Here is a 26032-nt window from a genome sequence, read left to right as displayed (position 1 = left end):
TATGCTATTTTGGCATAGTATTCGATACTACTATTAATTAAATAAAAAAGACGACTAATGCGATATTTGCCCCTTATAATTATAAGCTTTTGTTTTCAAATCAATTTTGCACAAGAGGACCCAATCGTTAATCCATTACTTTCTGAAGATCCTGTTAAACAAAAACAATGGGTTGATAGTTTGTATAACTCAATGTCCTTAGAAGAGCGTATTGGGCAACTCTATATGGTCCAAGTTATGTCTAAGAATAGTGATAAGGTGAACAACCAAGTCGTTAACCTTATAAAAAATCAGCATATTGGAGGAGTTATATATTCAAGTGGTGGACCATACAGACAAGCCAAACTAAATAACAAATTACAAGCAGCATCTAAAATTCCGCTTTTGGTTGGTATGGATGCAGAATGGGGTTTGAGTATGCGATTAGATTCTACCTACGCTTTTCCTTGGAATATGACGCTTGGGGCAATTGCCGACAACAATCTTGTTGAACAAACGGGAAAGCTTATGGGAGAACACTGCAAGCGTCTTGGTGTTCACTTTAACTTTGCTCCCGTTGTAGATATTAACACTAATCCTGAAAACCCAATAATTGGTAATCGATCTTTTGGTGAAGATAGAGACAATGTTACAGATAAAGGTCTGGCTCTTATGAATGGTATGCAAAGTACCGGTACTTTAGCTAATGCCAAGCATTTTCCTGGTCATGGTGACACAGCTGATGATTCACATTACAAATTACCTACTATTAGTTTTAGTGAAGAACGTTTAGATTCAATAGAGTTGTATCCTTACAGAAAACTCATAAAAGAGGGCCTTTCTAGTGTTATGGTAGCGCATTTAAACGTGCCAAGTTTAGAGAAAAAGGCGGGTTTACCTTCATCTCTTTCAAAACATATTGTAACTGATATTTTAAAAGGAGAATTAGGGTTTAATGGCTTAATTTTTACTGATGCATTAACCATGAAAGGCGCTGCAGATTTTAACGAAACTGGAGCCATAGATTTAGCTGCATTTAAGGCTGGTAATGATGTTTTGCTCATGTCCGAAGATGTTGCCATTGGTACTAAAAAGATTTTAAAAGCTTATAATGATGGTGAAATTACAGAAGAACGATTAGCTCATTCTGTAAAGAAAATTTTAATGGCAAAATATAAAGTGGGTCTTCATAATTATTCACCTGTTGGGCTGTATAATTTGGGTAAAGATTTAAATAGACTTAAAGACGATTTACTTTACGAAAACCTCATGGAAAGTGCAATAACAGTGGTAAAAAACACAAATTCACTTTTACCTCTTCGAGATTTAGAAACTAAGAAAATAGCCTATGTATCTTTTGGTGATGCTAATGGTTCAGTATTTTTAGATGAATTAAAAAAGTACACTAAAGTTCATCAAATAAAAGCTGAGAAGCTAGACGGAGCTATAAATCAGCTTCAAAATTATAATACTGTAATTATTGGATTTCATAAATCGAATGACAATCCATGGGCGAAATATAAATTTTCTCAAAAAGAATTAACATGGTTATACGAAATAGCAAGAACCAATACTGTAATTTTAGATGTGTTTGCTATACCTTACGCGTTAAATGATATTCTTTCAATAGAAAATATTGAAGGCATAGTGATGAGCTATCAAAATAGCCGAATAGCTCAAGAAAAATCTGCACAATTAATTTTTGGTGCCATTGGTGCCAAAGGAAAACTACCAGTTACTGCAGGTCAATTTTTTCCTGCAGGAACAGGTGAAACGTATAATTCTATATTAAGTTTAGGATACAGCTTACCTGAACGTGTTGGAATGGACTCGGAGCGGTTAATTAAAATAGATTCCATTGCAAATTATGCAGTTAATAATAAAATGACACCTGGTATTCAATTATTAGTGGCGCGTAAAGGAAAAGTGGTTTATAATAAGAATTTTGGCTATCATACCTATTCAAAAAAAAACAAAGTTGACTTTGATGATATATACGATGTTGCGTCATTAACTAAAATATTAGCAACATTGCCTGTGCTAATGGAATTAGAGGAACAAGGTTCTATATCTCTAGACTCTAAATTAGGTGCTTTGATACCTGAATATAAAAATTCTAATAAAAAGAATATAACGCTCAAAAAAATGTTATCGCATTATGCGCAATTGAGACCTTGGATTCCATTTTACTATGCAACTTTAGATACTGTTACTAAAAAGCCAGATCCTAAATACTACAGAACAAAGCGAACTAAAGGATTTAATGTAGAGGTGACTAACACATTATTTATGCGCGATGACTATAAGGATTCTATCCAAGAAATCATTAAAGAAAGTGAGTTACTAACGAGATTACGCTATCGCTATAGCGATTTGCCATATTATATTCTTAAAAATTATCTTGAAGGCTTTTATGACAAGCCATTGAGTGAAATAACTCAAGATCGTTTTTATAAATCTTTAGGAGCCAATTATACGACTTATAACCCACGAAAAAAATTTAGTTTAAAGGATATAGTACCTACTGAAGTAGATAATTATTATCGCTATAAAAAAGTGCATGGTTATGTACACGATATGGGAGCCGCAATGCAAGGTGGAGTAGGTGGCCATGCAGGTATTTTTAGTAACGCTAATGATGTTGCCAAAATAATGCAGATGTTTTTGCAAAAAGGCTATTATGGCGGAAAACGATATTTTAAAAATGAAACCTTAGAAAAATTTACCAAATGCCATTATTGTCATGCAGATAATAGAAGAGGTATTGGGTTCGACAAGCCTCAATTAGGTGAAGAAGGTCCTACTTGTGGATGTTTGTCTATGACAAGTTTTGGACACTCAGGCTTTACAGGTACTTACGCATGGGCCGATCCTGAAGAGGAAATAGTATATGTTTTTTTGGCTAATCGTACCTATCCTCAAGCCGGTAAAAACTTATTATTACGAGAAAACATTAGAACAGAAATTCAACGTTTAATTTACGAGTCCATTATCGAGTAAATTTTAAAAGACTGTAAGCTTTAAGAATTACTTCAGACATATATCAAAATGCTTATTAATTTTAAGTTAAAAAGCACTTTAGTTTGAGATCTAATAAAGCAAAACAGCTAACTTTAAGCATTCAAAATTTTGAGATTATAACTTAGTATGAAAATAGGAATTGTTTGTTACCCAACATTTGGCGGAAGTGGAGTAGTAGCCACAGAATTAGGTCTAGAACTCTCAAAGCGTGGTCACGAAATTCATTTTATAACTTATCGTCAGCCAGTTAGGTTAGAATTGTTGAGTAATAATGTACATTTCCACGAAGTACATGTGCCAGAATATCCATTATTTCATTATCAACCTTATGAATTGGCCTTATCGAGCAAATTGGTAGATATGGTAAAGTTACATGGTATTCAATTATTACATGTACATTATGCTATTCCGCATGCATATGCAGCTTATATGGCTCAACAAATGCTTAAAGATGAAGGTATTATAGTTCCTATAGTAACCACACTGCATGGTACAGATATTACTTTAGTAGGAAGCCATCCGTTTTATAAATCTGCAGTAACTTTTAGTATCAATAAATCTGACGCTGTTACATCTGTTTCAGAGAGTTTAAAGAAAGATACTATGCGTCTATTTGATATAAAAAAGGATATACATGTGGTACCTAATTTTATTGATTTAGAAAAGCACTTACATAGTTTTACAGATTGTCAAAGAGAGATGATGGCAAATGAAGATGAACGTATTATTACTCATATAAGTAATATGAGGGAAGTAAAGCAAATACCAGATGTAATAAAGATATTTTACAATATTCAAAAAGAATTGCCTGCTAAATTAATGATGGTTGGAGAAGGACCAGAAAAAGAGGGAGCGGAACAGTTAGTAGAAAAACTAGGCATACAAGACAAGGTTGTTTTCTTTGGAAATAGTAATGAAATTGATCGCATATTATGCTTTAGTGATTTATTCTTACTTCCATCTCAAACTGAAAGTTTTGGTTTAGCTGCTCTCGAAGCTATGGCCAGTAGTGTTCCTGTTATATCAACCAATACAGGAGGTATACCAGAAGTTAATGAAGATGGTTATTCTGGTTATTTAAGTGATGTTAATGCGGTGGAGGATATGTCTGCCAATGCCATTAAAATTTTAAAAAATGTAGATACGCTTAATCAGTTTAAAGCGAATGCAAAAGTGCAGTCTCAAAAATTCGATTTGCATAATGTTGTACCAATGTATGAGAGGATCTATGAAGAAACTTTAAAGAAGTTTTTGGTTCATTAGTTAAACCATACTGCATAACCTTCACGTCTTAATTCTAAAGCTATTTGCTCTTCAGCAATTAGTGCTTCTTTTCTCGTAAAAAATGGATCTATATGATTGTAAAGGCTAGGTCTTAAATACAGACCATATTTTTCTACAATATTAGAAGATAATTTATGTCCTTTTTTATTTCTGTAACCCGTTTTGTGTTGCTCAAAACGCTCTTTAGGAAGTTTACTTGTCATACCAACATATAGGCATTGTAGCACACCATTAAATTGAGGGTTGGCTTTTCTAAACTTAGCGCTTTCTGTAAAAACTCGTTTAGATAGTTCTATAACATATATGTAATAAAGGGTTTTTGCCATAAGGTATATCTATAACTGGTCTAAACGGACGCTATAGTGATTTGCACAAGAAATTCCATGTAATAGTTTTATAAACAATAAGTTATACTACTTATTTAAACATGCCTTTAAGTTTTTCAAAAAAAGAAAGCGGATTTAAAGAACTAGAAATATCTAATTCCTTAAGGACTTCTCGAGCTTTAATTTTTACACTTACATCGGCGTTATTCGCTAGTTCTGTTATTCGACTAATCCATTTATTGGATTCTAAAATTTCATCATCTTCATCGAGTTCAATTAAGTACCAACTAACAACATCTAAAAGTTCTACATTAAAATTTGGCTCATTTTGTAAATTAAGATTAGACGTTAAAAATTCCATAATAGCGATATAGATATTTTCAGTTTTCGAATAAATATCTTCAGTTTCAATGTCGGTAAGAACTTGTAAATATTTCGGCTTAATTCTTTTGCTTTTCGCAAGCTTAACTACACGTTGAATTTCCTCAAACAAAAACTCATTAAAATCAATTGAATATTCTGAAAACGCCTCGTAGATAATACTTAAACTTGAAAATTCACTCGGAATAGTATTAACACAATGTTGTCTAATTTCATTTAAGTTGTCTTTGGAGTATTTAACCAACTCTTTTAAAAATTTACGAGACTCCTTATCATCACTGTTAAGCCATTCTTCGAGTTCATCTTCTTCATGATATTTTAATTTCTCTATAACATTCATATTTAAACGAGGTTGTTTGGATCAGCTTCTAATTTAGCATTTATATATCAAATAAAATATTATACAAGAACATTTGTAAGAAGGCAAGCACAGACATCGATTATATACTATAATACTAACTAGCTTTATTTAATTATTTCAGTTAGATAAACGATTCCGAAAATCCAACCAACATAGAGTAGAGTATAAGTTAGCGCATAAATTGCAGAAATTTTAATATTATCTTTTGTGTCTTTTGATTTATTAAAAACGAATTTTAAGGCTCTGAAAAAAATCCATAAGAGAATTGATTAAATCAATCCTCCAATCGTTTGTAAGTGTTTCTTGGGTTTTCATTAAATGTGTTACAACAATTTTTGTAAGGTACGCATCCCAAAGGGTATGCACTAAATACTGTGTTGTTTGTGCGTTTTCATTTCTTTAAATATCCAAACCATTCTGTCTAAAAACCACATCTTAGCCATATATGCAGTAATTGAACCCATTATTGTTAAATTTATTTCCAATTTCCATAAACCAATTATTAATACAATTCCGCCTATAGTTTGTAGTACGGTTAGAATAAGAATTGGTGTTGAGTGATGTTTTGGCACTGGAAAAGTCTTTCGTTCGGCCCAATACCTTTCTCCTAATACAGCTTCTGCACCCCAATTATCTATACTTTTTGGCTTTTTGAATAAGGTTGGATTTATAATTATCCAAACAACAAGAATCGCAATTGGAATTAGACAATACCATCCAATCCAAACTCTCGACCATACAGCTAAAATAATAAAAGGCAATGTCGTAAACCTTGTCCATATAGACCAAGGATTAGTATGCTTCATCCAGCTCTCCCCATCAAGTTTGAATATTTTTGCTATTCGTTTTTCTAAGGTCATAAGTCTATTTATTTTTTTGCTCCCATTATATTTTCAGTTGCGGTATTTCGTGTTCAAGAAACTCAAAATAATATAGAATTTCATTTAGGTTTTATTTTTAAATTTTGCACAACGTGTTATGGTTAGTTGCGTGGTTAAGCAACTAATTTAGCAAATAAATCACAGATAGAATATTCCGCAGGAATGTTCGTAAGTAGGTAGCGACCAAGCAATAAATTATATACAGTGTTGTACAACGTTATTCTTTCAGGCGATTATATTTTTTCAAGGTTTCAATAAGCAAATCGTGTGGTAAAGCATAGGCTTTATTTCCGTTAATTCCTTCCATAGTTTCAGCTGCTACCATTGCATTGATAATCGCTTCCTCTACAGCCTGCACAGTTGCTTCAAAAACTGGCATTAGTTGATCATTAGGTAATGATTCAACAGTTGTGGTTTCATCTCGATTAAATGCGTTTTCATTTGCAGTTGAGAATGCCAAAAAAATATCTCCAGAGCCATTACTTCCTCGTCCGCCAACAATTCCAACTCCTAATGGAATTCTTTGAGCGATTCTTTTTAATTGATGAGGCAAAAGAGGCACATCTGTTGCTATAATTACTATAATTGAACCATCTCCTTCTTGTCTCCTTGATTTCGGTGGTGCATTAAACTTGTAGTTTAAAGTGTCTTTTAATTCAACTCCAACTGGAACTCCTGCTATTGATAAATTTCTCTTGGCACCGAAATTGGATTGTACAATTGCTCCAACTGTATATGTCGAATCCTTAATTTTAAAAACTCTAGAAGATGTTCCTGTTCCCCCTTTATAGCCCAAGCACATCATTCCCGTTCCTCCACCAACATTTCCTTCAGCAATCTTTCCACTTGAGGTATTTTCTATAGCTTCTAATACGTGCTCTTCTTTGACGTGAAAACCATATATATCATTTAGAAAACCATCATAAGTTTCAGCTACTACAGGATAAGTGTACCACCAATCTTCTCCGCTATACCAATCTGTATCTACAAACCACTTCAATACTGCGTCTCGAACAACTCCAACACTATTGGTGTTTGTAATCATAATGGGTGTTTCTAAAAATCCTGATTCGGTAACCCAAGTTGTGCCAGTCATTTCTCCATTTCCATTAAGACTATACCAGTTAGCATAAACTGGACTAAATTTTTTGGCCTTTCCTCTGGGAAATATTGCAGTAACTCCAGTCCTTATAGGTCCTTTGCCAAAAATGTTTTTTCCTTCTCCAGAAATTATAGTACTATAACCTACTTCGACACCTTTAACATCTGTAATTGCATTAAACTCTCCAGTTTTGCCAACAAACGGAACTCCTAAATCTCTTGCTCTCGGTTTTTGTCCGTAAGATTGAGAACTAATTAGTATTATTAAAAAAAGTATATATATTCTTTTCATATTGGTTGGTTTTTAATACGGTACAAAGTGTTTATATATGGTTTGTTGCGAGGTTTAAGCACCTAATTTAGCAAATAAAAACCCAATAGAAAATCTGCGAGGATTTTTTCAAGTAGGCTAGAACCAGCAATAAATTATATAGGGTGTTACCCAACGTTTTTTATTTCAGTCAACTTTCCATACATGATGACTTATATAGTTTATCTTTAATTAAATAAGAATGCTTTTTAAATCGTAAATATTAATGAAACTCTATATAAAATATATGGTAAGCTTAAGATGTAAGCTTTTTGTCAAATATGAGTTAGAGAAACTGGGCTTACATTATACAAGTGTTGAGCTTGGAATGATAGAAATAAAAGAAGATATTTCTGAACTTCAAAAACAAGAATTAAAATCAAATTTAGCTATATCAGGGTTAGAGTTAATGGATGATAAACGAAGTATTCTTATAGATAAAATAAAAAACGTGATTATAGAAATGATTCATTATTCTGATGAAGTCCCAAAAGTTAATTATTCAGATTATATAGCACAAAAATTGAAATATGATTACACGTATCTATCAAACTTGTTTTCTGAAGTAAAAGGAATTACGATTCAGCATTTTATTATTAAGCACAAAATAGAAAGGGCAAAAGAATTGATTCTTTATGATGAACTTAATCTCACTGAAATTGCCTATAAATTAAATTACAGTAGTGTAGCTCATTTGTCTCACCAATTCAAAAAAGTTACTGGACACACACCTTCATTTTATAAAAAAATAGGAAAAAAAAGAAAGAGCAATTTAGAAAACCTGTGACATGTGTAAACATATATGTCTGTTCTGTAACACATTTCGAGGTATTAGTTCTCATCTTTGTGATAGTAGTACAATTAAGCACTACTTTAAATACATAATTATGGAAACCAAGAACAAAGAAGGTGAGAAAAAGACAAGTGAGCTATTTAAATTTAGTGGTGATTGGGACAAACAATCAAAAGCATTGAAAGTAAAATATCCAAAATTATCTTCTGAAGATGTAAAATTTGAAAGTGGTAAAGAATTAGATTTAATCAAGAGATTAGAAAACAAGTTACATAAGGACAGAAATGAAGTTGTAGGTATCTTGAAATCAAATTTTAAAAGCGTTGCAAGTGCAATCTAAAATATAAGTTGAGTCTACTCATTAAGAACAGTTTTTAAATAAACTGTTTTTTTTATTTGCAAACTTTAAATCAGTGATTTATGTAACTATCGCAAAAAAGTGTATAACTAATTATATTAACTCTTAGTTATCTTTGTAAGGCTATTAATCAGTTAGGGAAGTCCAGATGATTTATTTATCTGGAATTAGAAAAGCAGACTTTTAAGTCTGCTTTCTTGTTTTGGTTAAACAAATGATGCATAAAACTGTCTTTGTCAATTAAATAAACTATTACTTGTTATTATTTAATATTTAAAAATTATAATCATGTCAAAAGAAAAAAGCGGTAAAGCTAAAAACAGCAAAACAGCACCAACTAGGACAGCTAAAGAAAAGAAACAAGCTAAAGCAGAAAAGAGACGAATCAAAAATAACGAGTAAATAGAATTTGTGTTATGAAGAATTATGAATTTGAAAACCTTAAGGCATTCAATATTAGCGATAAGCTGAAATATGTTTCAAATACTATAATTGTTAAACACATTTTAAATGAAAAAACAGGCAATATAATGGCTTTAGCGTTGGACTATGGTAAAGTGTATAAGCCCAAACTAACACCTTTTTCAACTTTTGTGAATGTCATTGAAGGAAAAGCAGAAATTGTGGTAGACGATATATCTACTTACTTACAAAAGAATGATTCTATGATTATTCCAGGTCATGTTTTGTATACAATAGAAGCAAATGAAAGATTTAAGATGCTTTCAATCATTTTAAAAAGTGGCTATGATGATTTAGAACCATAGAATAAAATCAATAATTATGAGTAGTTTATTTAAATCAGGTGATATAGTGTGTGCAAAAGTTAATCCTACAAAATCTCTAAAAGTTAGAATTTTTGCTAGAAAAGTATACTATTGTGATGTATATAATCAACCAGAAGAAAAAGAAGAAGTTTATTTTGAAAGAGAAATTGAATTTTATAAAAATAAAAACTAGATATAGTTGAATTCGTAACGTTCTTTTGGTAATGTTGGGTAACGATCTCGTATAAGAATAGTTGCGGGTTTAAGTGCGAGGATTTTCCGAAGGAAAATCAGACGTAGTAAACTAGCAACGACCTTTGGTTAAGCCCAAAATTGAGCAATTGTTTTTATACATTGTTGGTACACGTATTTTATTCATTTGCTGTCTTTTATTATGCATAAGACTTTCGCTTCGAATCAAGGCTTCTTCCTTGGTTTCTGAAGTGAATTTTGATACAATAGAACGGCATTCTTTTTTTGATTTTAAATCAATCAAATTAGCAACTGAATGATTCATCCAGATACCTAAATTATTATTCGTTTTCATGGTGTTGAATTTTTGTGTTTTTTGAATATTTTTTGAATATTTGATCGAGGGAATCTAAATATCCTTTTAGTGCTTTGTTACTTACTTTTTTTTCAGTTGTACAAAGGAAGGTACTGGGAATTTCATTTATGTATTCAATCAGTTCAGGATGTTCCTCTTGAATTTTTATAGTTGTCAATCGGATTTTATCATTAAGATTATTTTGAGATTTCATTTTAACACTTTAAAAATTAAGTTCTAGGTCATTATTTACATGCCAGATTCCAGGTGTTTTTCCAACTATGTGTTCTGCCTTATCTTTTTGATATAAAGAAATTATTTTTCCAGAAAGTGTTACTGCGGTGCCTGACACTTTTATATTTATATCATTATGATTAATAGAACTTCGTCTAAGGGCATTTTTAACCTCCTTTTGTTTAATGGAATCTATTACATCAGATTGTAATTCTACATTGTTTTTCATCATTATTATTTTTTATTTTGTTGTTTTTTAATACTAGTATCATCAATATTAAAATGGCTAGTTTGTTGGTTAATATTACCAGTTGGATTTGTTGGATGAGTCTGTTCTTTTGTTCTTTTAAATTTCTTTCTATCTTTAATCATTCCCATGTTTATTATTTTAATTGTTCATTTATAGTATACAGCTTTAATACTTAAACATTGCCAATACTGTCACAAAAGACATAACTTAAGTTAATACCTGTTTAAATTTTTAATTTGAAGGATTTTTTAGAAAGAGTAATATTCTGTTGTTCTGAAAAACAGATATTTACATTGTCTATAATGAGAAAGGGTGCATTACATTACAGCTAACGGTTTTGTGTATGGTTAGTTGCGTGTTTCAGCAACTAATTTAGTAAACAAAAACGAACGCGAGAAAATTCCGAAGGAATTTTCCAAATAATCACTTGCCAAAGCAATTAATTATACACGTTGTTGGCAAATCGTATTTATTTCAGTTTAATTCCGTTTTCTTTCATTACTTCAGTCAACTTTTGGTCAGGTGATTGGTCAATTCTAATCCATTCAGTTGTGAATTTCAGTCCAATTCCGTCTGTAAAAGTTGTTTCGGTAAAGGACTTATTCTTTTCGTGCTTATCAAGAACGACAGTCCGAATCAAGGAATCAAATTTGCTGGTTTTATTTATAGTTTCCAGTTCATAACCAGAGTTTGTCCACGTTATTTTCGATAATTTATTTCCTCCAGGATGAGATTCCGAATAAATGTATTGATAATCAAAATTCCGATATAAATATTTCACAGTATTTAATTCAGTCGTAGTTTTAAATGTTCCAACTTTCAGGTTTTCTGGATATTCTTCTGTACAACTCGTAATGGTTGTAAAAAGAAGAACCCAAAATGTTAAGAATACTGTTTCTCTCATATGTTTGCCAACGTTTTTATATATGATTTGTTGCGTGTTTTAAGTACTGAATTTAGTAAATAAAAACCAACTAGAAAATCCAATAGGATTTTCGTAAGTAGGCAAGAACTAGCAATAAATTATATATGTTGTTGTGCTTTCGTTATTTTAATTCCGATTTATGTACTTCAAGTTCGATTTCAACCATAAATTCAGGTAGTGCTAATCCTTTTACTTCAAGCCAAGAACCAGTCGGAAATCCATTTTTATATATTTCGGCACGATATGCTGATTTGTCCAGCATTTGAGCCATGTCAGTTGTAAAAATGTCTTCTTTTACAACATCGTCAAAAGTGCAACCAAAGTGTTTTAATATTTTTTCTAAATCAGCATAACAGTTTTTCATCTGTTGTTCTATATCTCCAACTGCGGTTGGATTTCCTTCATCGTCCATACTTACTGCTCCAGAAATCTTAATGCTATTACCAATTTTCACAGCGTGTGAATATCCGTATACTTTTTCTACTTCTGGACGTAAGAGAAAATATTCAGGTTTTTCGGATTCAACGATTTCTTGTTTTTCTACTTCTTTAGTTTCTTCCTTTTGTTTTTGTTCACAACTTTGGAATACAACAGCCAATGCAAAAAGTGTTGCGAGTAAAGTCAATCGGTTGATTAGTTTTATCATAATTCTCATTGTTTAGTGCCTACATTAGTCGGTTTTCGGCTTTCCCGTTTTTATTATCCGTTTTATTATTTTTTATTATAATTATCTATTGCTATTAATAATTCATTTCCAAAGGTTACTTGTTCTTCATAAAAGCCTGTGAGTTCTGCTGTAAACAAAAAACCTCTATATAAAATTGATAATACTATATCATTTCCCTTGTGTTCGGTTAACTTATCCGTATAATTCCCTAATGCTTCTCGCATTTTCTGATTTGGTCTTTTTTCGAGTTCTAACCAATTTGAAAAGAACCCGCTTTTATGCAATTCCAAATCCAAATCATTTGCCCATACTTGTAAACTTGTTTCTTCAAATATTACTTTGTCAACTGAATTGTAATATTTGTATATCAATTCTTCTACTTCAGAGTCGTCAAGGTGTTGCAAATATCCAGAGTTTTTTAAAGATTCAAACCCACTACGATTAAAATTCAAAGGTTGCTCTATTATCATTGCAAATACAGCGTTGGTGATTTTTCGTTGGTCACTCCAATCTTTTTTGGAAATCAATTCTGTAGCCTGTGCACACAATAATGATTGTTGCGTTCTTGACTTTATCATAAATTCCGAAACTTTAATATCATTTTTTACGTTAATTGCGATTTTTTCTAAATAATTTTTTAATGCTTGGTTTTCATTTCTGATTTGATTTTTATTGTTGACTTGAAGTGCAATCAAGATTCCAATAACGACAAGAATAATTTCTCCGATTGCGTAAATCAGATACTTACTGAACTTATTTTCAGAGAGTAGTTTTTGCCTAATTTTTCTAAAGAATTTTATCATTGGTTAGCGGTTTCTGATAATGAAGCACAACGTTTATGTGTATGAAAAGTTGCGTGTTTGTGTGCGAGGATTTTCCGAAGGAAAATCAGACGCTAGCAAACAAAGCAACTAACATTGTGTAAGCTAAAAATAGCAATTTTTTATACACGGTGTTACAGCACGTATTTATTTCGCAAAATATTTTTCGAAGCAATTTTCGCCTCGTTCACGTATCCACTTTTTTCGTCCGCAATATATTTCAATTCCGATTCGGTTTTCGATTCGAATTTTTGCTCGTAATGTTTAATCAGCTTTATGTTTTCCGCATTTTTTTCCGCCAATTCTTTTTCAGGAAACATTTTGTTCAGCAGTTCCTTATTCAAAGCCAAGAAAATAATCAGTAAAGTCAGAAATATTGGATTGAACTTAATTGGTCCAATTCCGAATATTATGTTTGAATAATAAATATCAATCAGATTTAGGATTCCGAGAATCAAAGTCAGTCCGAATATATAAACAAATAGCTTTTTGTTCTTAAAATACAAAAGCGTTGAAATTCCAATTAATCCAATTCCCACGTAATGCTTATAATTCAGAGTATAATCCGTAAAAAATGTAATTCCGATTGAGATTATCAAAAGAATTATTGAAATCAGAAGTGGAATTATGTCTTTACCGATGGTTTTTCTCATATGTGCTGTAACGTTGTTGTATAAGATTAGTTGCGTGGTTTAAGTACTAAATTTAGCAAATAAATCACAGATAGAAAGTCCGCGAGGACTTTCGTAAGTAGACTATAACCAAGCAATTAATTTTATACGTTGTTACCCACAGTATTTATTCTCCGCTTTTCGTTCGGATTTGCGCTATTACTTCATTCAATTCAATGAACAAATTTGAATATTCCGATTTTCCAGATTCAAGTTCACTCAAACTTTCAGAAATGCTATAAATTCCTTTTTCAGTCAGAAAATTAAAGTTAGTCATTCCATTTTTAGGTAATTCAGCTTTCTCAATTTTAGTCGCTTTCCCAATGTATTTTTGTCCGTTTTCTACATATTTTTTCACAACTTTTTGAACGCTTTCGTGTTGTCCAGCTCCAATAAATCCACCACCTGAACTCAAGTATAGACTTGTGTCTCCAGATAAGAAAGTCACAACAGTTGCAGTCGCTCCATTCATATCCATTTCCGAAACGATTCCATAAACAACATTTTCCCCAATTCCTTCTAAACCTAATTGTTCTAAAGTAACGGTAAATGCCATATTCCGCATATCAGTAAAAGGATTTTGTTCAATTTGAGTTTCAGTCGAATTTTGTTCCACTATCTCTGTTTTTTCTTTTTTCGAAGATTTCATAAATAAAGTAATTCCGACTATTAGAATTACTGCAATTAAAATGTAAGCCATAGGTTTCTTCATATTGTGGGTAACGGTTTTGTGTATGGTTTCGTTGCGTGTTTCAGCAACTAAATTAGCAAATACAAACCGAATAGAAAATCCGCGAGGATTTTCGTAAGTAGGCGAGTACTAGCAATGAATTATACACGGTGTTGTAAAACGTTATTTTATTATTACTGTTCCAACAATGTCGGACTTGTCAATAAATCCAACAAATCTGGTATCTTCTGCAATATCTCTATTGTCTCCTAAAACAAACACTTTGTTAGAAGGTATTTTAAGAGGTCCGAAATTGTCCAAATTCCAATTCTCATTAAATATTTTTTGAACTATTGAATTTTCATCTACTTCATTTGCTATTCTGCGTCTTAATTCCAATCCATTTGCTTTAGCGTATTGGTCAGATAATGGAATCATTATTGAATCTTTATTTTCTCCAACTCTAGAAATAAAAGTTAGGTCAGGTTTTAATCCCGTTTTTGATTTTTGAAATTCTTCTTCGGTCAAAACATAGAAATGTACAAAATCAGTTCCCTTATCAGCATTTTTACCGTTTATGAATAATGTTCCTTTTTTAATTTCAACTATGTCATTTTCCATTCCACATAGTCTATGGACTCTTATATGATTTCCAAATCTCCCATTTTGATTTTTATAACAGACAAAATCTCCATTTTTCGGTTCTACCAAATTCGAAGCGACCATTTTAGAATCCAACTCCAAATTTGGTGAATTCGATGTTGTAGGATTACTATAAAGTGTAAAAACACCTGTCCAACTCAATAAATGATATATTACAAATAAAATTCCGAGAAAGATTAATGTTATTTTAAGAGGTTTCTTCATAATGTTTTACAACGGTCTTGTGTATGGTTAGTTGCGTGTTTTAGCAACTAATTTAGTAAACAAAAACGAGCGCGGGAAAATTCCGAAGGAATTTTCCAAATAAGCACTTACCAAAGCAATTAATTATACACGTTGTTAGCTACAGTTTTTATTTTAATTGTCTCTCCAGCTTTAAGTTTTTCGATTCCAGTTGATAGGTTTATCCAAATTGGCTCATTGTCTGCAGGGTTCATTATTTTCTTTTCATTGATTTCAACTCTTTCAATAGCTTTTAAATATTTTGTAAGTTCTCCATTTCCAACTGACCAAATATCTTTGGCTTTTCCAATTTTTTCACAAAATTCAACCATATTGTTCCATCTCTTTGTATCTCCAAATTCCCAGGAATGTCCCCAAACGTAGAAGAGTGATAATTCCTGTTTGTCCATTTCTAAATATTCACTTAAATAATCTAAAGCTTTACTGTCGTGGCATGTTGGGTTCCATATCATGTAATTTTCCGGCAAACTAAATTTATAAGTATCAGCTACTGTTCTTCCATTTACTATTCCAGTATTGGAAATTAGTTTTGCAATGCTATCATTTGTACTGCCAAATGGGTAAGCCATACTGATTATTTCTCTTTTGGTGAGTTGAGTTAAAATTTCAAGGTCAGTATTGACTTCCTTAAGAATTTCTTTATTTGTAATATCTGTAAAGTTTTTATGCAATTCACCATGTACAGCAATTTCATGGTTTTTATAAATAATAAATAGAGAATCCTTTGAAACATATTTTTGATAGATGGTATCACCATTTTTTTGAGGCCAACCACGTGTTACTCCTATATATCCTGAATTTAGATTGAATGTTCCGATTAGTTTGTGTTTGTCAAGTAATTGAGTTAACTCAATATCTTGAATTGTGCCATCATCATAACTCAATACCAAAGCCTTGTGTTTTCCATCTGGATAGGTGAAGTCAATAAAACTTGGCTTTTGTTTGCAAGATGAGCAAAACAAAAAACTGCTAAAAATTAGAATGATTAATCTTTTCATTTTTCAAATTGTAGCTAACGGTTTTGTGTATGATTTCGTTGCGTGGTCTAAGCATTAAAGTTAGCAAATAAATCACAGATAGAAAGTCCGCGAGGACTTTCGTAAGTAAGCTCTAACTAGCAATGAATTATACACGGTGTTACCCAACGTTTTTTATCATTTCGTTTATTCTATTTTCCGCTTCTGTTTTTAAAATTCCGTTATAATAATCTCGTACAAATGGATGGTCAAAATCTTCGTGAGGAAAAATTTCAGGTCTATCATTTCCGCTTTTTGTCATTACATCGCAAGGAATTGAAGATGTATCTCCATATTCAGGAATATTGCTGCATAACCAACCAAAATATCCAGTTTCGTGATTCGTATTGTTATAATTTTCTTTATAATCTAAATAACTTTTTTCGCTTAATGATACCCAAAGTCCGTATTCCAAAGTTTCGCAAGCGTCTTTTACTTTTTGAGTAAGCGTTACTCTTATAAAACGGTCAATTTGGTCTTTATAATGAATTTCGCAAAAGTCCGATTCTAATTTTCCAAATTCAGACTTTTCGTGGTCGGAAAGGAAATCGTAATTAGCTGGTGATTTAAAAGCTAATGCTGGCCAATCCGAATGGACTTGTCCACATTCAGAGCATTTAAATTCAGACGTTTTATTTTTCTTTCTTTTCCAGAACATTATTTACTCCATTTTAAAAAAATTAAACACGAAACAAAGGTCAATATGAAAATTATAATCGTCCCATAAATTATTAAATTAATCCACATTGTAACATTGTGCATTATTGGCGCAATTATATTCAAAATGGATTCTGCCGAAAAAATCAGAATGGTTGTCAAAATCACAAATGATAGTAAATGAATTCCTATAATTTTTCGTTTTCTCAATGTTTCTCTTAAATGTTGGGTAACGTGTTTGTGTATGGTTAGTTGCGTGGTTGAGCAACTAAGTTAGCAAACTTTTACGAACCCGTGAAAATTCCGCAGGAATTTTCGCAAGTAGGGAAGAACCTAGCAATTAATTATACACGGTGTTGTAACCAGTTTTTAATTCCGTTTTTTTTCATCAATTTTCCATAAAAAATATGCAATCGGAATGAGACCAAGCATTATTAATATAGCAATTAGATTTATTTCAAATTTATCTCTCACAAAAATCACTTTTGCAAAATAACTTACAACTGAAATAATAGCTATTATCAGTAATATTTTTGGTGTTTTTTTCAAAGTGTATTAGTCAATTTAATGTTACTGTAATCATTTTTTAATTCGGTTTGTCATTATTCAGTAACGAAGAGTAAATTTTCATTATTCGCTTGTCATAAATTCTGAAAGATGATTTTGTGATTAAAGCACCAATAATTGGAAAAGTCAGCATTAAAATTAGTTCAAAACTTAAAATACTTTCTCCATTGATTAATTTATAAATTGAAATTCCCCAAAGTCCAACGAACATTGCAATCAGAAACAAGTTTGTAAATAAGTCAAATTCGTTTTTAATTTCAACAGTTGTTTTGTCAGACGAAATGGATTCTAAATTAATATCAGATATTATATCATATCCAGTTCCGTATTTGTTTTTCATTAATCCGTTTAATTTGGTTTCGTTCAATTCCGTAACATTTATTTTTTCATTTGAAGATTTTAAATTACTCCTCACAATATCGATAGGTTTTTCGGAAACTAAACTATGTCTTTTTATAAATAACATTCTTTGTAGTTCGGATTTTTCTCAAATTGGTTACAACGGTTTTGTGTATGGTTAGTTGCGTGTTTAAGCAACTAATTTAGTAAACAAAAACGAACGCGAGAAAATTCCGAAGGAATTTTCCAAATAAGCAACGACCAAAGCAATTAATTATACACGTTGTTGTGTGTAGTTTTTTTCTTTTTTATTAATTCAGTTATTTTTCCGATTCCGTAAACAAAGAGCGCAATAATTCCAGAAAAAATTAATCCAGTTATAAATGAAAAATTTCTTCCAGTATCACTTGTCAGATTTCTCATTGCTTCTTGCTGTTCAGGCGTAATTTCATTTCCGCTAAAAAATCCGTCTTGATTTAAGTCAAACTTATTCGAATTCCATTGAGCATAAATATCATCAAAAGTTGCTCCTCCAACAATAAATAAGTAAAATAGGAAGAAAACTGTCAAACTTATCCAAAACCATTTCAGTTTTCCGATTCCAAATATTCGCTTTCTTTTCAAGAATATTATTCCTAAAATCAAAATTGAAATTATTGATGGAATTATTAAATGATATGGTAAAGTTATTTCGTTCATTAAATTTCTGTCGGTTTGGTCAAATTACACACAACGGTCTTGTGTATGGTTAGTTGCGTGTTTAAGCAACTAATTTAGCAAACAAAAACGAACGCGAGAAAATTCCGAAGGAATTTTCCAAGTAGGCAATTGCCCAAGCAATTAATTATACACGTTGTTGGCGGTAGTTATTTTTTCTTCTTTTCCGTTTTCCATTTTACTATTACTTCTTTAACTCTCTCTAAAATATCATCTGACCAGTTTCTAGGCTGATAATTTTTTAATTCATTTTCGTTAAGTTGGCTCATAAGTACGAGATAAATCATAAATGCACCATCTGCTAGCCACATCCTTTCTCCAGATTCATCATCAGGTTCTTGTTCTAAAAATTGAAGCTTAAGATATTCACCAGCGAATTTTTTTGAACTTTCTAAAAACTCGGTGAGAGTTTCAATGGAATTTATGCCTAAAAGTTTTGATATATTCACAATATGCGAAAAATAAGAATCTGTTCTGTCTTCATTAGTATCACTATATTCAAAGCCAGCTTTTTGACCTAAAACCCAATAATCATCTAAAATCGACTTGTTTTCGTTGAAATAATATTTTACTGTATCAAGATTTATTTCATTATATACGGAAATATTTTCAATATCTGTTTTGTTTTCTATTGCTTGAGATAGCTCAAATTGCTTTTGCTTTACCTGAACAAATTGTTCATCAGCTAATTCAAATAATCCAGCGAGCCTAAATAGTTTTCTTTTTAGTAAATCAGGAATATCAAAATTACTTTTATATTCTAATTCGTGAGAAATAGCTGCCCAAGAGTGTTGAAGCACAGTTCTTAACTGAATTTCTGCTTTCAAATCTTTAAATTTAAGCCATTCCGGAAGGTGTGATCTCACGGAATTAATTTTAATAATGTAGTGATTTGAAAGGTAGCCGAATTCATTGCTTTTTAAAATAGTGCTTTTATCTACCGAATTCTTCAAGTCAACATCAAAGTTGTCTCTAATCAATGAATCTATTTTATCTATATCTGTTTGATAATATACAATTATTCTGATTCCACATAAGTCCATTATTTCTTCTAAAGGGTTTCCGTATTTACCCTTCTTTATTTCAATTTTATTTTTAAAACTTTCTATTTCTTTAGCTCTGCCTTCAATTAAGTGATATTTAATGTCGTTAACATCAAGTATAGACTTAATTAATACAAGAAGACTTTGAGAAAACCCCTCATATACAGGTTTTAGTTCTTTATATTGTTCAACATAGTTCATCTAGTGTTTTTTTAATTACCGCCAACGGTCTCGGCTATGAGTAGTTGCGTGGGTTAGCACTTAACTTTGCACGTACACACCAAGCTGAAAATCCAAAAGGATTTTCAGAAGTAGGCGAGAACAAGCAATTACTTATAGCCATTGTTGCCAGTAGTATTTATTTTTTCCATTTTTGATTAAATCGTAATTCAAATAATTGGTCGTATAGTTTTTTAAGACCAAAAGTTCCAATTAGACCATAATCTCTAATTTCTTTGATTTTACCGTCATCATAAACGATTTTCAAAGTACAACTTTGGTCATCAGTCCAATTAACAGCATAATCCTTTTCTAGATTAGTGAAATCTATGTAGTTAATTAAATCTGTCAATTCATTCCATTTTTTTTCTTCTAGGTTGCACATAAATTTACCTTCAGCATTTTCATCATAACTATCATCGCCAAAATTATATGCTTCTGGCGAAAATTCAGATTTACCGTTGTTTGTTAACGACAAAGAGAAAATTGGACAAGTCCCAAAACAAGGACCAGTCGAGAATTCAATTCGCTCAATATTATGTTTAACAACTTTTGGATTGTATTCTATAAAATTTCCATTTCTATATTTGAGGCTGTCTACAGAACCGTCTTTGTATTTTTCGTTTTTCCAACTTATTTGGTCTGGATTGTTAATTACGAGTATAGTTTCATTTTTTCTTTTTTCTATCGTTGGAACTATTGAAGTGTGTCTATCTCTTACTATATTGATATATTTCAAACTGTCATTTCCAAAATTCATTATTACCATTGAGTTAAAACTACAAGATTTTTTACCCCAACAATCTTTGTTATCTCCAATGGCTAATAAGTCTGTATATCCGTTGTGGTCAAAGTCGGTTTTGTAATAGGGTTTCGTTATCCCTAATTTATTAGCAATAATCTTGGTTATGCTATCTGTTTTGTAATCTCTATCAAAATCTTGAATTCTTTTCAATTCGAATTCGTTATAGCTCGAATTAGATTCTCTAATAAAATTTTGAACATCATCATTTGTTTTGAGACTATCAATTTTTGACAACTGAATATTTGATTCTGTAATATTCTTTATGGTATCCTTTTTTTGCTTATCGCTACAAGAATATAAAAAGAGAAGTATTATTATGAATTGTATTGTTCTCAACTTTCTAGTTTGTTTCGGTTCATATTACTGGCAACGTGTTTGTGTATGGTTAGTTGCGTATTTCAGCAACTAATTTAGTAAACAAAAACGAACGCGAGAAAATTCCGAAGGAATTTTCCAAATAAGCAACGACCAAAGCAATTAATTATACACGGTGTTGTAGCCAGTTATTTTAAATATTTTTCAATCATTTTCTTATTCGACAAGTCTATTAATTCAGAACTATTCCAATCCATCATTATTAAATCCCATTTTTCTCCAATTTCCGAAAACGCATTGATTACGTTTTTGTGATTCAGTCCGTCAAGATTTGTAATCCATATATTTCTCACAATGTCATTCTCAAAGTCAAAATAAACTGCTGAATAATCTTTTCCAAATCCGATTGTATTTTCACTTCTTATTCTATAATCACTTCCGTATCCAGTTATAATTTCAGTATGCTTTTCAGTTCCAAGTTTCGCTAACAAACTTTCAAGTTCAGATTTGCTAATATTTTTGGTCTTTAAACTGACTTTATTTTCTTCCCTGACATAAATATCTGAATAACCATTTTCCGATGTAAAGTCACTTATATTATCGGCTTGCTTTATTAATTCGGATAGATTTTCTTTTGGAACTATTTCTATTTGACAGAAATCATCTTCGTGATAGAAAATTGTTCCTTTAGCACGATATTCTTGTTTTGTCAATTCAGTTTTGGGGCTTTCAGTATTCTTTTTTGTAAAGTAAAGAAACGCAAAAAATGCAAAGACTATTCCTATAACAATTATCATTCGGATTTTCATTTTCTAATTGGCTACAACGTTGTTGTGTATGGTTAGTTGCGTGGTTAAGCAACTAATTTAGTAAACAAAAACGAGCGCGAGAAAATTCCGAAGGAATTTTCCAAATAAGCACTTGCCAAAGCAATTAATTATACACGTTGTTGGCAATAGTAATTTTTAGTCTTTGGTTTTCTTTGTGAGCTTATAACCACAAGCTATAATGGTTCCATTTTCTTTTTTAATTAGTTCTATTTTGTTAGTGCTTACATTGATATAAAATAAGTCAACAGAATATTCACTAACTCCCAACTTTTCTACTTGCTTTCTTTTTTCTTTTACCAACCAACAAAATGAATTTATATCATCTATATATGCTAACTCTATAAAGTCCAATTTTTTATCTTTAAAACGCTCGTCCGATTTGGCTTTTTCTAAAGCAAGACAAGGTTCATTCAGATTTTCAAATTCAGGATTGAGTGAGAAGTCAGGAAATTTGTTTTCAGAAACCATTTTTCCGTCTTTGTCAAATTCCAATCCAAATGCGTATTTAAAACCGTTATTCCGATAAGTGAAGAGAATCCAATAAGTGACATTATAGTTCGATAACTCATATAATTCAGGATTATCATATTCCGCTTTTACAGAATCCAAATAATTAACTTGAAATTCACCCATTTCCAGTCTATTGTAAAAGTCAAAATTTGCACGTGTAACAATATATTTTTTTGCTTTTTTTAGAATAAAATCAGAATACTTCTGAATAAGTTTAATATCGTATGGATAAAATGTATTTTCTCGCTCTATTGAATCTTTATGCTTTATTTCAAATGGAATATAGTTTCTTGTTCGAGAAAGATAAGTTCCACCCAATTCCAGTTTTTCAATATCCTCACATTGAGCAAATCCGCTGATTGAAATCAGAAATATAATTAATATGCTAAATGTTTGTTTCATTATTATTGCCAACTCGTTATAACGTGACCTTCAGTTATTTTGGTTAAGAATAGCAAAAAGCCAGTATTAATAAGGTAAATAAACGGTTTTAAATGATTGTAAATGTTTACAAACGACAGTAAACATTTAATAACCGAATATTATTTTAATTTTATATAAGTGCAAAACTCTATTCTGCCGTCTCTTCCATAGTATGATATACGTTTTGTACATCATCATCTTCTTCTAGTTTTTCTAAAAGTTTTTCTACATCTTCTGCCTGTTCTGGCGTTAACGCTTTAGTAACTTGTGGTATGCGCTCAAAACCAGATGAGATAATTTCTATATCATTCTTTTCTAAATAAGATTGAATACTTCCAAAACTTTCAAATGGTGCATAAATCATTATGCTTTTTTGTTCTTCACCATTTTCATCTTCGTCTGTATCTTCAAAAATCTCTTCAACCCCAAAATCAATAAGTTCTAATTCTAATTCTTCTAAATCAAAATCATTGTCCTTAATCTTAAAATTGCAAGTATGATCAAACATAAAAACTACAGAACCAGATGTGCCTAAACTGCCATCTGTTTTGTTAAAATAAGAGCGTACATTAGCTACTGTGCGCGTATTATTATCCGTTGCGGTTTCTATGAGTACTGCAATGCCATGTTGTGCATAACCTTCAAAAATTACTTCTTTATAATCTCCCTGACTTTTATCACTTGCACGTTTTATGGCACGCTCAACATTGTCTTTTGGCATGTTAACAGACTTAGCGTTCTGTATAACAGCTCTTAAACGAGAGTTACTATCTGGATCTGGTCCACCTTCTTTTACTGCCATAACAATATCTTTACCAATACGTGTAAAGGCTTTGCTCATTGCAGACCAACGTTTCATTTTTCTTGCTTTTCTAAATTCAAAAGCTCTTCCCATGGAAAATTATATTTTAATTTCCGTGAAAACGGAAATCTTATTAAACGATTTATTAAAAAGGACTAAAATTGTAGTCGATTTCAAATATAGTTCTTTTGCTAATTTTTGCAAACCAAATTATTCGTCAGATTCTACAATAGCTTCTATTGCTTCTGCTAATTTAAAATCTTTGTTGGTTACACCATCTACATCGTGTGTAGATAATGAAATCTTTAACACATTATATATATTGCTCCAGTTTGGATGGTGGTTTTGTGCTTCGCACTCAAAAGCAATTCTGCTCATGGCACTAAAGCAATCTTTAAAATTATCGAATTCTAATTCTACATGTATGGCATTATCATAATAATCCCATTCTGGAAAATGCAATAATTTTTTTTCAATTGTAGATTCGTCCAATTTCATAGCTAAATTTTAATGTGTTTAAATTTAAATAAATCCTTAGAACACTACAAGTAAAAAAGGTCTATTTTTCTACTTCTAAACTAAAGATTACATACTATTTTTGAAGTTCTTCTAAAACTTTATGACTCGTTATCTGAAGGTGTTTAGGTAGTTTATTATACTTGGGCAATACGGCCAAATAACGGTCTTCATTTGTAGTAAATACGTGCTTAAGTTGCACTTTTCCTTCTGAAATAAATGCGATAATATGTTTTATAAATTCATCATGATGCACTAAATCGGTGCTTCCTAAATGAAAAATGCCATATTTATTGCGATTAATGATATAATGAATTTGCTGTGTTACCTTTTTATCTAAGGTTACATTCATTATTAAATTCGGAAATATTTCAACGGACTCCTTATTTGATATTAATTGCTTTATTTCTAAAATTCTAGGACAGTTAGCTCCAAAAACCATAGGTAATCTTAAAATAGCAACTTGCTTTTTAGGCAAACGCAAAAGCATGTTTTCTATTTTAATTTTAAAATGGCCATAAATACTATGGCTAAGGGTTTTATCTAGCTCATAACTTGGGTATTTGCTGTAGGCATCAAACGCATTGGCTGATGATATAAAAATAACTTTAGTGCCAAACTCTAAAGCAAACTCTGCAATATGTTGATGCGCTATAGTTTGCGCATTAAAATCACCACGAAGTGCAGAAATAATAATAGAAGGTTTGCAAGCTTCTAAAATTTCGTACACATCGTCTTGTTCAACATTATAATGAAAAAACTGTTTATTTTTTTCGTACTCTTTTTTAGGAGTTCTGTAAGTTCCGTAGGTTCTAAAATAGGGGCCTAATTCTTTGTAAATAGCATTACCAAGGTAGCCACTGGCTCCAAGAATTAATACACGATGTTTGTTAAGGTCTTTCTTCATTAATCAATCTCCAATCCTAATGTTACCCTTTGTAAAAAGGTAATTTTACAACCGTTGCAGGAATCGCTTTTTTACGCACCTGAATATTAATTTTACTATCTACTTTAGAAAACACTTTTGGCACGTAACCCAAACCAATACCAACACCCAACATTGGGCTCATAGTACCAGAAGTAACATTTCCAATAGTTTTTCCGCTACCATCTACAATGTCGTATCCTTGACGTGGTATGCCTCTTTCATCTAATTTAAAAGCGACTAATTTGCGTTCTGGCGTGCGTTCTTTTTCAGCTTGTAAAGCTTCACTATTTGTAAAAGTTTTATTGAATTTACAAACCCATCCTAAACCAGCTTCAATAGGTGAGGTGGTATCGTCAATATCGTTACCATATAAACAGTAACCCATTTCTAAACGTAACGTATCTCTGGCAGCTAAACCAATAGGTTTTATACCATAATCAGCACCAGCTTCTAATACTTTATCCCAAATTTGTTTTACTTCAGAATTCTTACAATAAATTTCAAAACCTCCACTACCTGTATAACCGGTTGCAGAAATAATAACATGCTCAATACCTGCAAAATCACCAACCACAAAATTGTAGAACTTTACAGCTGATAAATCATAGCTAGATAAAGATTGCATAGCCTCGACAGCTTTTGGTCCTTGTATAGCAAGTAGAGAATAATCTTCACTTAAATCGCGCATGGTTGCACCGACATCATTTTTAGATGAAATCCAGTTCCAATCTTTTTCAATATTACTTGCATTTACAACTAAAAGATAAGTTTCGTCTTTAATTTTATAAATGATTAAATCATCTACAATTCCACCATCATCATTTGGCAAACAACTGTATTGTGCTTTTCCAATTTCTAATTTTGAAGCATCGTTACTTGATACCTTTTGGATTAAAGCTAATGCCTGAGGTCCTTCTATTAAAAATTCACCCATATGAGAGACATCAAAAACACCAACAGCTTTTCTCACTGTTTCGTGCTCTATGTTAACACCTTCATATTGTACAGGCATATTAAAGCCAGCAAAAGGAACCATTTTTGCACCTAGTGCTTCGTGAGTAGCGGATAAAGCAGTATCTTTCATTATGATGT

The 26032-nt window shown here is 31.4% G+C and carries 31 protein-coding genes; 6 read left to right on the top strand and 25 right to left on the bottom strand.

The features are described 5' to 3' along the window. Positions 1-57 precede the first annotated feature (57 nt). The gene (locus tag H8K90_RS08620; RefSeq protein WP_186845558.1) at positions 58-2979 is read left to right on the top strand and encodes a glycoside hydrolase family 3 N-terminal domain-containing protein; all 2922 of its coding nucleotides are present in this window, start codon (positions 58-60) and stop codon (positions 2977-2979) included. A gap of 147 nt (positions 2980-3126) precedes the next feature. Continuing rightward, entirely contained in the window at positions 3127-4263 is a 1137-nt protein-coding gene (gene bshA / locus H8K90_RS08615; protein WP_186845557.1) for an N-acetyl-alpha-D-glucosaminyl L-malate synthase BshA, read from the top strand. Here bshA and H8K90_RS08610 read toward each other — a convergent pair. The 4 genes from H8K90_RS08610 to H8K90_RS08595 all read right to left on the bottom strand — a co-directional run bounded on the left by H8K90_RS08610 (position 4260) and on the right by H8K90_RS08595 (position 7626). Continuing rightward, positions 4260-4610 carry a ribose-5-phosphate isomerase gene (locus H8K90_RS08610; protein WP_186845556.1) on the bottom strand — a complete coding sequence of 117 codons (351 nt, stop codon included), beginning with the start codon at positions 4608-4610 and terminating at the stop codon, positions 4260-4262. The genes bshA and H8K90_RS08610 overlap by 4 nt on opposite strands. A gap of 91 nt (positions 4611-4701) precedes the next feature. Further along, on the bottom strand, positions 4702-5331 hold the full coding sequence (locus H8K90_RS08605; protein WP_186845555.1) for a hypothetical protein: 630 nt from the start codon (positions 5329-5331) through the stop codon (positions 4702-4704). A gap of 386 nt (positions 5332-5717) precedes the next feature. Beyond that, a complete protein-coding gene (locus H8K90_RS08600) occupies positions 5718-6212 on the bottom strand; it encodes a DUF6653 family protein (RefSeq protein ID WP_186845554.1) in 495 nt (164 codons plus the stop codon). Between the two features lie 238 nt (positions 6213-6450). After that, a complete protein-coding gene (locus tag H8K90_RS08595; protein WP_186845553.1) occupies positions 6451-7626 on the bottom strand; it encodes a DmpA family aminopeptidase in 1176 nt (391 codons plus the stop codon). A 244-nt stretch (positions 7627-7870) separates the two neighbouring features. Between H8K90_RS08595 and H8K90_RS08590 the strand changes: the two genes are divergently transcribed. The 4 genes from H8K90_RS08590 to H8K90_RS08575 all read left to right on the top strand — a co-directional run bounded on the left by H8K90_RS08590 (position 7871) and on the right by H8K90_RS08575 (position 9755). Continuing rightward, on the top strand, positions 7871-8431 hold the full coding sequence (locus tag H8K90_RS08590) for a helix-turn-helix domain-containing protein (protein WP_186845552.1): 561 nt from the start codon (positions 7871-7873) through the stop codon (positions 8429-8431). Positions 8432-8531: 100 nt separating this feature from the next. Then, positions 8532-8777, top strand: a complete 246-nt coding sequence (locus H8K90_RS08585; protein WP_114309659.1) for a hypothetical protein — start codon at positions 8532-8534, stop codon at positions 8775-8777. Positions 8778-9211: 434 nt separating this feature from the next. Further along, complete coding sequence (locus H8K90_RS08580; RefSeq protein WP_186845551.1) at positions 9212-9562, top strand: cupin domain-containing protein; 351 nt, start codon at positions 9212-9214, stop codon at positions 9560-9562. Positions 9563-9578: 16 nt separating this feature from the next. After that, complete coding sequence (locus tag H8K90_RS08575; protein ID WP_186845550.1) at positions 9579-9755, top strand: hypothetical protein; 177 nt, start codon at positions 9579-9581, stop codon at positions 9753-9755. 111 nt (positions 9756-9866) lie between these two features. Here the strand turns inward: H8K90_RS08575 and H8K90_RS08570 are convergent, their stop codons facing one another. The 21 genes from H8K90_RS08570 to gcvT all read right to left on the bottom strand — a co-directional run bounded on the left by H8K90_RS08570 (position 9867) and on the right by gcvT (position 26024). Beyond that, on the bottom strand, positions 9867-10109 hold the full coding sequence (locus H8K90_RS08570) for a hypothetical protein (RefSeq protein ID WP_186845549.1): 243 nt from the start codon (positions 10107-10109) through the stop codon (positions 9867-9869). Further along, positions 10096-10323: a hypothetical protein gene (locus H8K90_RS08565; RefSeq protein WP_186845548.1), complete on the bottom strand. Its 228-nt coding sequence runs from the start codon at positions 10321-10323 to the stop codon at positions 10096-10098. The genes H8K90_RS08570 and H8K90_RS08565 overlap by 14 nt, the downstream gene beginning before the upstream one ends. 9 nt (positions 10324-10332) lie before the next feature. Then, the gene (locus H8K90_RS08560; RefSeq protein ID WP_186845547.1) at positions 10333-10575 is read right to left on the bottom strand and encodes a BON domain-containing protein; all 243 of its coding nucleotides are present in this window, start codon (positions 10573-10575) and stop codon (positions 10333-10335) included. A gap of 2 nt (positions 10576-10577) precedes the next feature. Next, positions 10578-10721, bottom strand: coding sequence for a hypothetical protein (locus tag H8K90_RS08555; RefSeq protein WP_186845546.1), 144 nt, complete (start codon positions 10719-10721; stop codon positions 10578-10580). A 341-nt stretch (positions 10722-11062) separates the two neighbouring features. Further along, positions 11063-11497 (bottom strand): hypothetical protein, encoded by a 435-nt coding sequence (locus H8K90_RS08550; RefSeq protein WP_186845545.1) that lies wholly within the window; start codon positions 11495-11497, stop codon positions 11063-11065. Positions 11498-11639: 142 nt separating this feature from the next. Next, a complete protein-coding gene (locus H8K90_RS08545) occupies positions 11640-12164 on the bottom strand; it encodes a RidA family protein (protein ID WP_186845544.1) in 525 nt (174 codons plus the stop codon). Positions 12165-12229: 65 nt separating this feature from the next. Beyond that, on the bottom strand, positions 12230-12988 hold the full coding sequence (locus H8K90_RS08540) for a DUF6090 family protein (protein WP_186845543.1): 759 nt from the start codon (positions 12986-12988) through the stop codon (positions 12230-12232). An 816-nt stretch (positions 12989-13804) separates the two neighbouring features. Continuing rightward, complete coding sequence (locus H8K90_RS08535; protein WP_186845542.1) at positions 13805-14389, bottom strand: hypothetical protein; 585 nt, start codon at positions 14387-14389, stop codon at positions 13805-13807. Between the two features lie 141 nt (positions 14390-14530). Next, positions 14531-15214 carry a signal peptidase I gene (gene lepB / locus H8K90_RS08530; protein ID WP_186845541.1) on the bottom strand — a complete coding sequence of 228 codons (684 nt, stop codon included), beginning with the start codon at positions 15212-15214 and terminating at the stop codon, positions 14531-14533. Between the two features lie 119 nt (positions 15215-15333). Next, complete coding sequence (locus H8K90_RS08525) at positions 15334-16251, bottom strand: polysaccharide deacetylase family protein (protein WP_186845540.1); 918 nt, start codon at positions 16249-16251, stop codon at positions 15334-15336. Positions 16252-16390: 139 nt separating this feature from the next. Then, positions 16391-16927, bottom strand: coding sequence for a DUF2199 domain-containing protein (locus H8K90_RS08520; RefSeq protein ID WP_186845539.1), 537 nt, complete (start codon positions 16925-16927; stop codon positions 16391-16393). 585 nt (positions 16928-17512) lie between these two features. Then, positions 17513-17959 (bottom strand): hypothetical protein, encoded by a 447-nt coding sequence (locus H8K90_RS08515; RefSeq protein WP_186845538.1) that lies wholly within the window; start codon positions 17957-17959, stop codon positions 17513-17515. Between the two features lie 143 nt (positions 17960-18102). After that, the gene (locus H8K90_RS08510; RefSeq protein WP_186845537.1) at positions 18103-18531 is read right to left on the bottom strand and encodes a hypothetical protein; all 429 of its coding nucleotides are present in this window, start codon (positions 18529-18531) and stop codon (positions 18103-18105) included. Positions 18532-18698: 167 nt separating this feature from the next. Continuing rightward, entirely contained in the window at positions 18699-19793 is a 1095-nt protein-coding gene (locus H8K90_RS08505) for a GTP pyrophosphokinase (protein ID WP_186845536.1), read from the bottom strand. 157 nt (positions 19794-19950) lie between these two features. Beyond that, the gene (locus tag H8K90_RS08500; protein ID WP_186845535.1) at positions 19951-20952 is read right to left on the bottom strand and encodes a DUF6438 domain-containing protein; all 1002 of its coding nucleotides are present in this window, start codon (positions 20950-20952) and stop codon (positions 19951-19953) included. A 167-nt stretch (positions 20953-21119) separates the two neighbouring features. Beyond that, complete coding sequence (locus H8K90_RS08495; RefSeq protein WP_186845534.1) at positions 21120-21728, bottom strand: hypothetical protein; 609 nt, start codon at positions 21726-21728, stop codon at positions 21120-21122. A 168-nt stretch (positions 21729-21896) separates the two neighbouring features. Next, positions 21897-22673, bottom strand: a complete 777-nt coding sequence (locus H8K90_RS08490) for a hypothetical protein (RefSeq protein ID WP_186845533.1) — start codon at positions 22671-22673, stop codon at positions 21897-21899. Between the two features lie 169 nt (positions 22674-22842). Further along, complete coding sequence (locus tag H8K90_RS08485) at positions 22843-23589, bottom strand: YebC/PmpR family DNA-binding transcriptional regulator (RefSeq protein WP_186845532.1); 747 nt, start codon at positions 23587-23589, stop codon at positions 22843-22845. A 117-nt stretch (positions 23590-23706) separates the two neighbouring features. Next, a complete protein-coding gene (locus H8K90_RS08480; RefSeq protein WP_186845531.1) occupies positions 23707-23994 on the bottom strand; it encodes a 4a-hydroxytetrahydrobiopterin dehydratase in 288 nt (95 codons plus the stop codon). A 94-nt stretch (positions 23995-24088) separates the two neighbouring features. Further along, positions 24089-24919 carry a sugar nucleotide-binding protein gene (locus H8K90_RS08475; protein ID WP_186845530.1) on the bottom strand — a complete coding sequence of 277 codons (831 nt, stop codon included), beginning with the start codon at positions 24917-24919 and terminating at the stop codon, positions 24089-24091. A 22-nt stretch (positions 24920-24941) separates the two neighbouring features. After that, positions 24942-26024 (bottom strand): glycine cleavage system aminomethyltransferase GcvT, encoded by a 1083-nt coding sequence (gene gcvT / locus H8K90_RS08470; RefSeq protein ID WP_186845529.1) that lies wholly within the window; start codon positions 26022-26024, stop codon positions 24942-24944. Positions 26025-26032: the final 8 nt, after the last annotated feature.

Origin of the sequence: Winogradskyella echinorum (assembly GCF_014297365.1) — a bacterium.
Taxonomy (GTDB): Bacteria; Bacteroidota; Bacteroidia; order Flavobacteriales; family Flavobacteriaceae; genus Winogradskyella; species Winogradskyella echinorum.
The sequence above is the reverse complement of the archived record's forward strand: the minus strand, read 5'-3'. Positions and strand labels throughout refer to the sequence as shown.

Bases quoted from the DNA above. Each gene is read 5' to 3' on its own strand.
- H8K90_RS08495 (WP_186845534.1), bottom strand. From the start codon at position 21,728: ATGATAATTGTTATAGGAATAGTCTTTGCATTTTTTGCGTTTCTTTAC.
- H8K90_RS08550 (WP_186845545.1), bottom strand. From the start codon at position 11,497: ATGAGAGAAACAGTATTCTTAACATTTTGGGTTCTTCTTTTTACAACC.
- H8K90_RS08575 (WP_186845550.1), top strand. From the start codon at position 9,579: ATGAGTAGTTTATTTAAATCAGGTGATATAGTGTGTGCAAAAGTTAAT.
- H8K90_RS08510 (WP_186845537.1), bottom strand. From the start codon at position 18,531: ATGAACGAAATAACTTTACCATATCATTTAATAATTCCATCAATAATT.
- H8K90_RS08490 (WP_186845533.1), bottom strand. From the start codon at position 22,673: ATGAAACAAACATTTAGCATATTAATTATATTTCTGATTTCAATCAGC.
- H8K90_RS08555 (WP_186845546.1), bottom strand. From the start codon at position 10,721: ATGGGAATGATTAAAGATAGAAAGAAATTTAAAAGAACAAAAGAACAG.
- H8K90_RS08605 (WP_186845555.1), bottom strand. From the start codon at position 5,331: ATGAATGTTATAGAGAAATTAAAATATCATGAAGAAGATGAACTCGAA.
- H8K90_RS08545 (WP_186845544.1), bottom strand. From the start codon at position 12,164: ATGATAAAACTAATCAACCGATTGACTTTACTCGCAACACTTTTTGCA.
- H8K90_RS08485 (WP_186845532.1), bottom strand. From the start codon at position 23,589: ATGGGAAGAGCTTTTGAATTTAGAAAAGCAAGAAAAATGAAACGTTGG.
- H8K90_RS08610 (WP_186845556.1), bottom strand. From the start codon at position 4,610: ATGGCAAAAACCCTTTATTACATATATGTTATAGAACTATCTAAACGA.
- bshA (WP_186845557.1), top strand. From the start codon at position 3,127: ATGAAAATAGGAATTGTTTGTTACCCAACATTTGGCGGAAGTGGAGTA.
- H8K90_RS08520 (WP_186845539.1), bottom strand. From the start codon at position 16,927: ATGTTCTGGAAAAGAAAGAAAAATAAAACGTCTGAATTTAAATGCTCT.
- gcvT (WP_186845529.1), bottom strand. From the start codon at position 26,024: ATGAAAGATACTGCTTTATCCGCTACTCACGAAGCACTAGGTGCAAAA.
- H8K90_RS08515 (WP_186845538.1), bottom strand. From the start codon at position 17,959: ATGTTATTTATAAAAAGACATAGTTTAGTTTCCGAAAAACCTATCGAT.
- H8K90_RS08590 (WP_186845552.1), top strand. From the start codon at position 7,871: ATGAAACTCTATATAAAATATATGGTAAGCTTAAGATGTAAGCTTTTT.
- H8K90_RS08560 (WP_186845547.1), bottom strand. From the start codon at position 10,575: ATGATGAAAAACAATGTAGAATTACAATCTGATGTAATAGATTCCATT.
- lepB (WP_186845541.1), bottom strand. From the start codon at position 15,214: ATGAAGAAACCTCTTAAAATAACATTAATCTTTCTCGGAATTTTATTT.
- H8K90_RS08600 (WP_186845554.1), bottom strand. From the start codon at position 6,212: ATGACCTTAGAAAAACGAATAGCAAAAATATTCAAACTTGATGGGGAG.
- H8K90_RS08525 (WP_186845540.1), bottom strand. From the start codon at position 16,251: ATGAAAAGATTAATCATTCTAATTTTTAGCAGTTTTTTGTTTTGCTCA.
- H8K90_RS08535 (WP_186845542.1), bottom strand. From the start codon at position 14,389: ATGAAGAAACCTATGGCTTACATTTTAATTGCAGTAATTCTAATAGTC.
- H8K90_RS08480 (WP_186845531.1), bottom strand. From the start codon at position 23,994: ATGAAATTGGACGAATCTACAATTGAAAAAAAATTATTGCATTTTCCA.
- H8K90_RS08585 (WP_114309659.1), top strand. From the start codon at position 8,532: ATGGAAACCAAGAACAAAGAAGGTGAGAAAAAGACAAGTGAGCTATTT.
- H8K90_RS08595 (WP_186845553.1), bottom strand. From the start codon at position 7,626: ATGAAAAGAATATATATACTTTTTTTAATAATACTAATTAGTTCTCAA.
- H8K90_RS08620 (WP_186845558.1), top strand. From the start codon at position 58: ATGCGATATTTGCCCCTTATAATTATAAGCTTTTGTTTTCAAATCAAT.
- H8K90_RS08565 (WP_186845548.1), bottom strand. From the start codon at position 10,323: ATGAAATCTCAAAATAATCTTAATGATAAAATCCGATTGACAACTATA.
- H8K90_RS08475 (WP_186845530.1), bottom strand. From the start codon at position 24,919: ATGAAGAAAGACCTTAACAAACATCGTGTATTAATTCTTGGAGCCAGT.
- H8K90_RS08570 (WP_186845549.1), bottom strand. From the start codon at position 10,109: ATGAAAACGAATAATAATTTAGGTATCTGGATGAATCATTCAGTTGCT.
- H8K90_RS08540 (WP_186845543.1), bottom strand. From the start codon at position 12,988: ATGATAAAATTCTTTAGAAAAATTAGGCAAAAACTACTCTCTGAAAAT.
- H8K90_RS08580 (WP_186845551.1), top strand. From the start codon at position 9,212: ATGAAGAATTATGAATTTGAAAACCTTAAGGCATTCAATATTAGCGAT.
- H8K90_RS08505 (WP_186845536.1), bottom strand. From the start codon at position 19,793: ATGAACTATGTTGAACAATATAAAGAACTAAAACCTGTATATGAGGGG.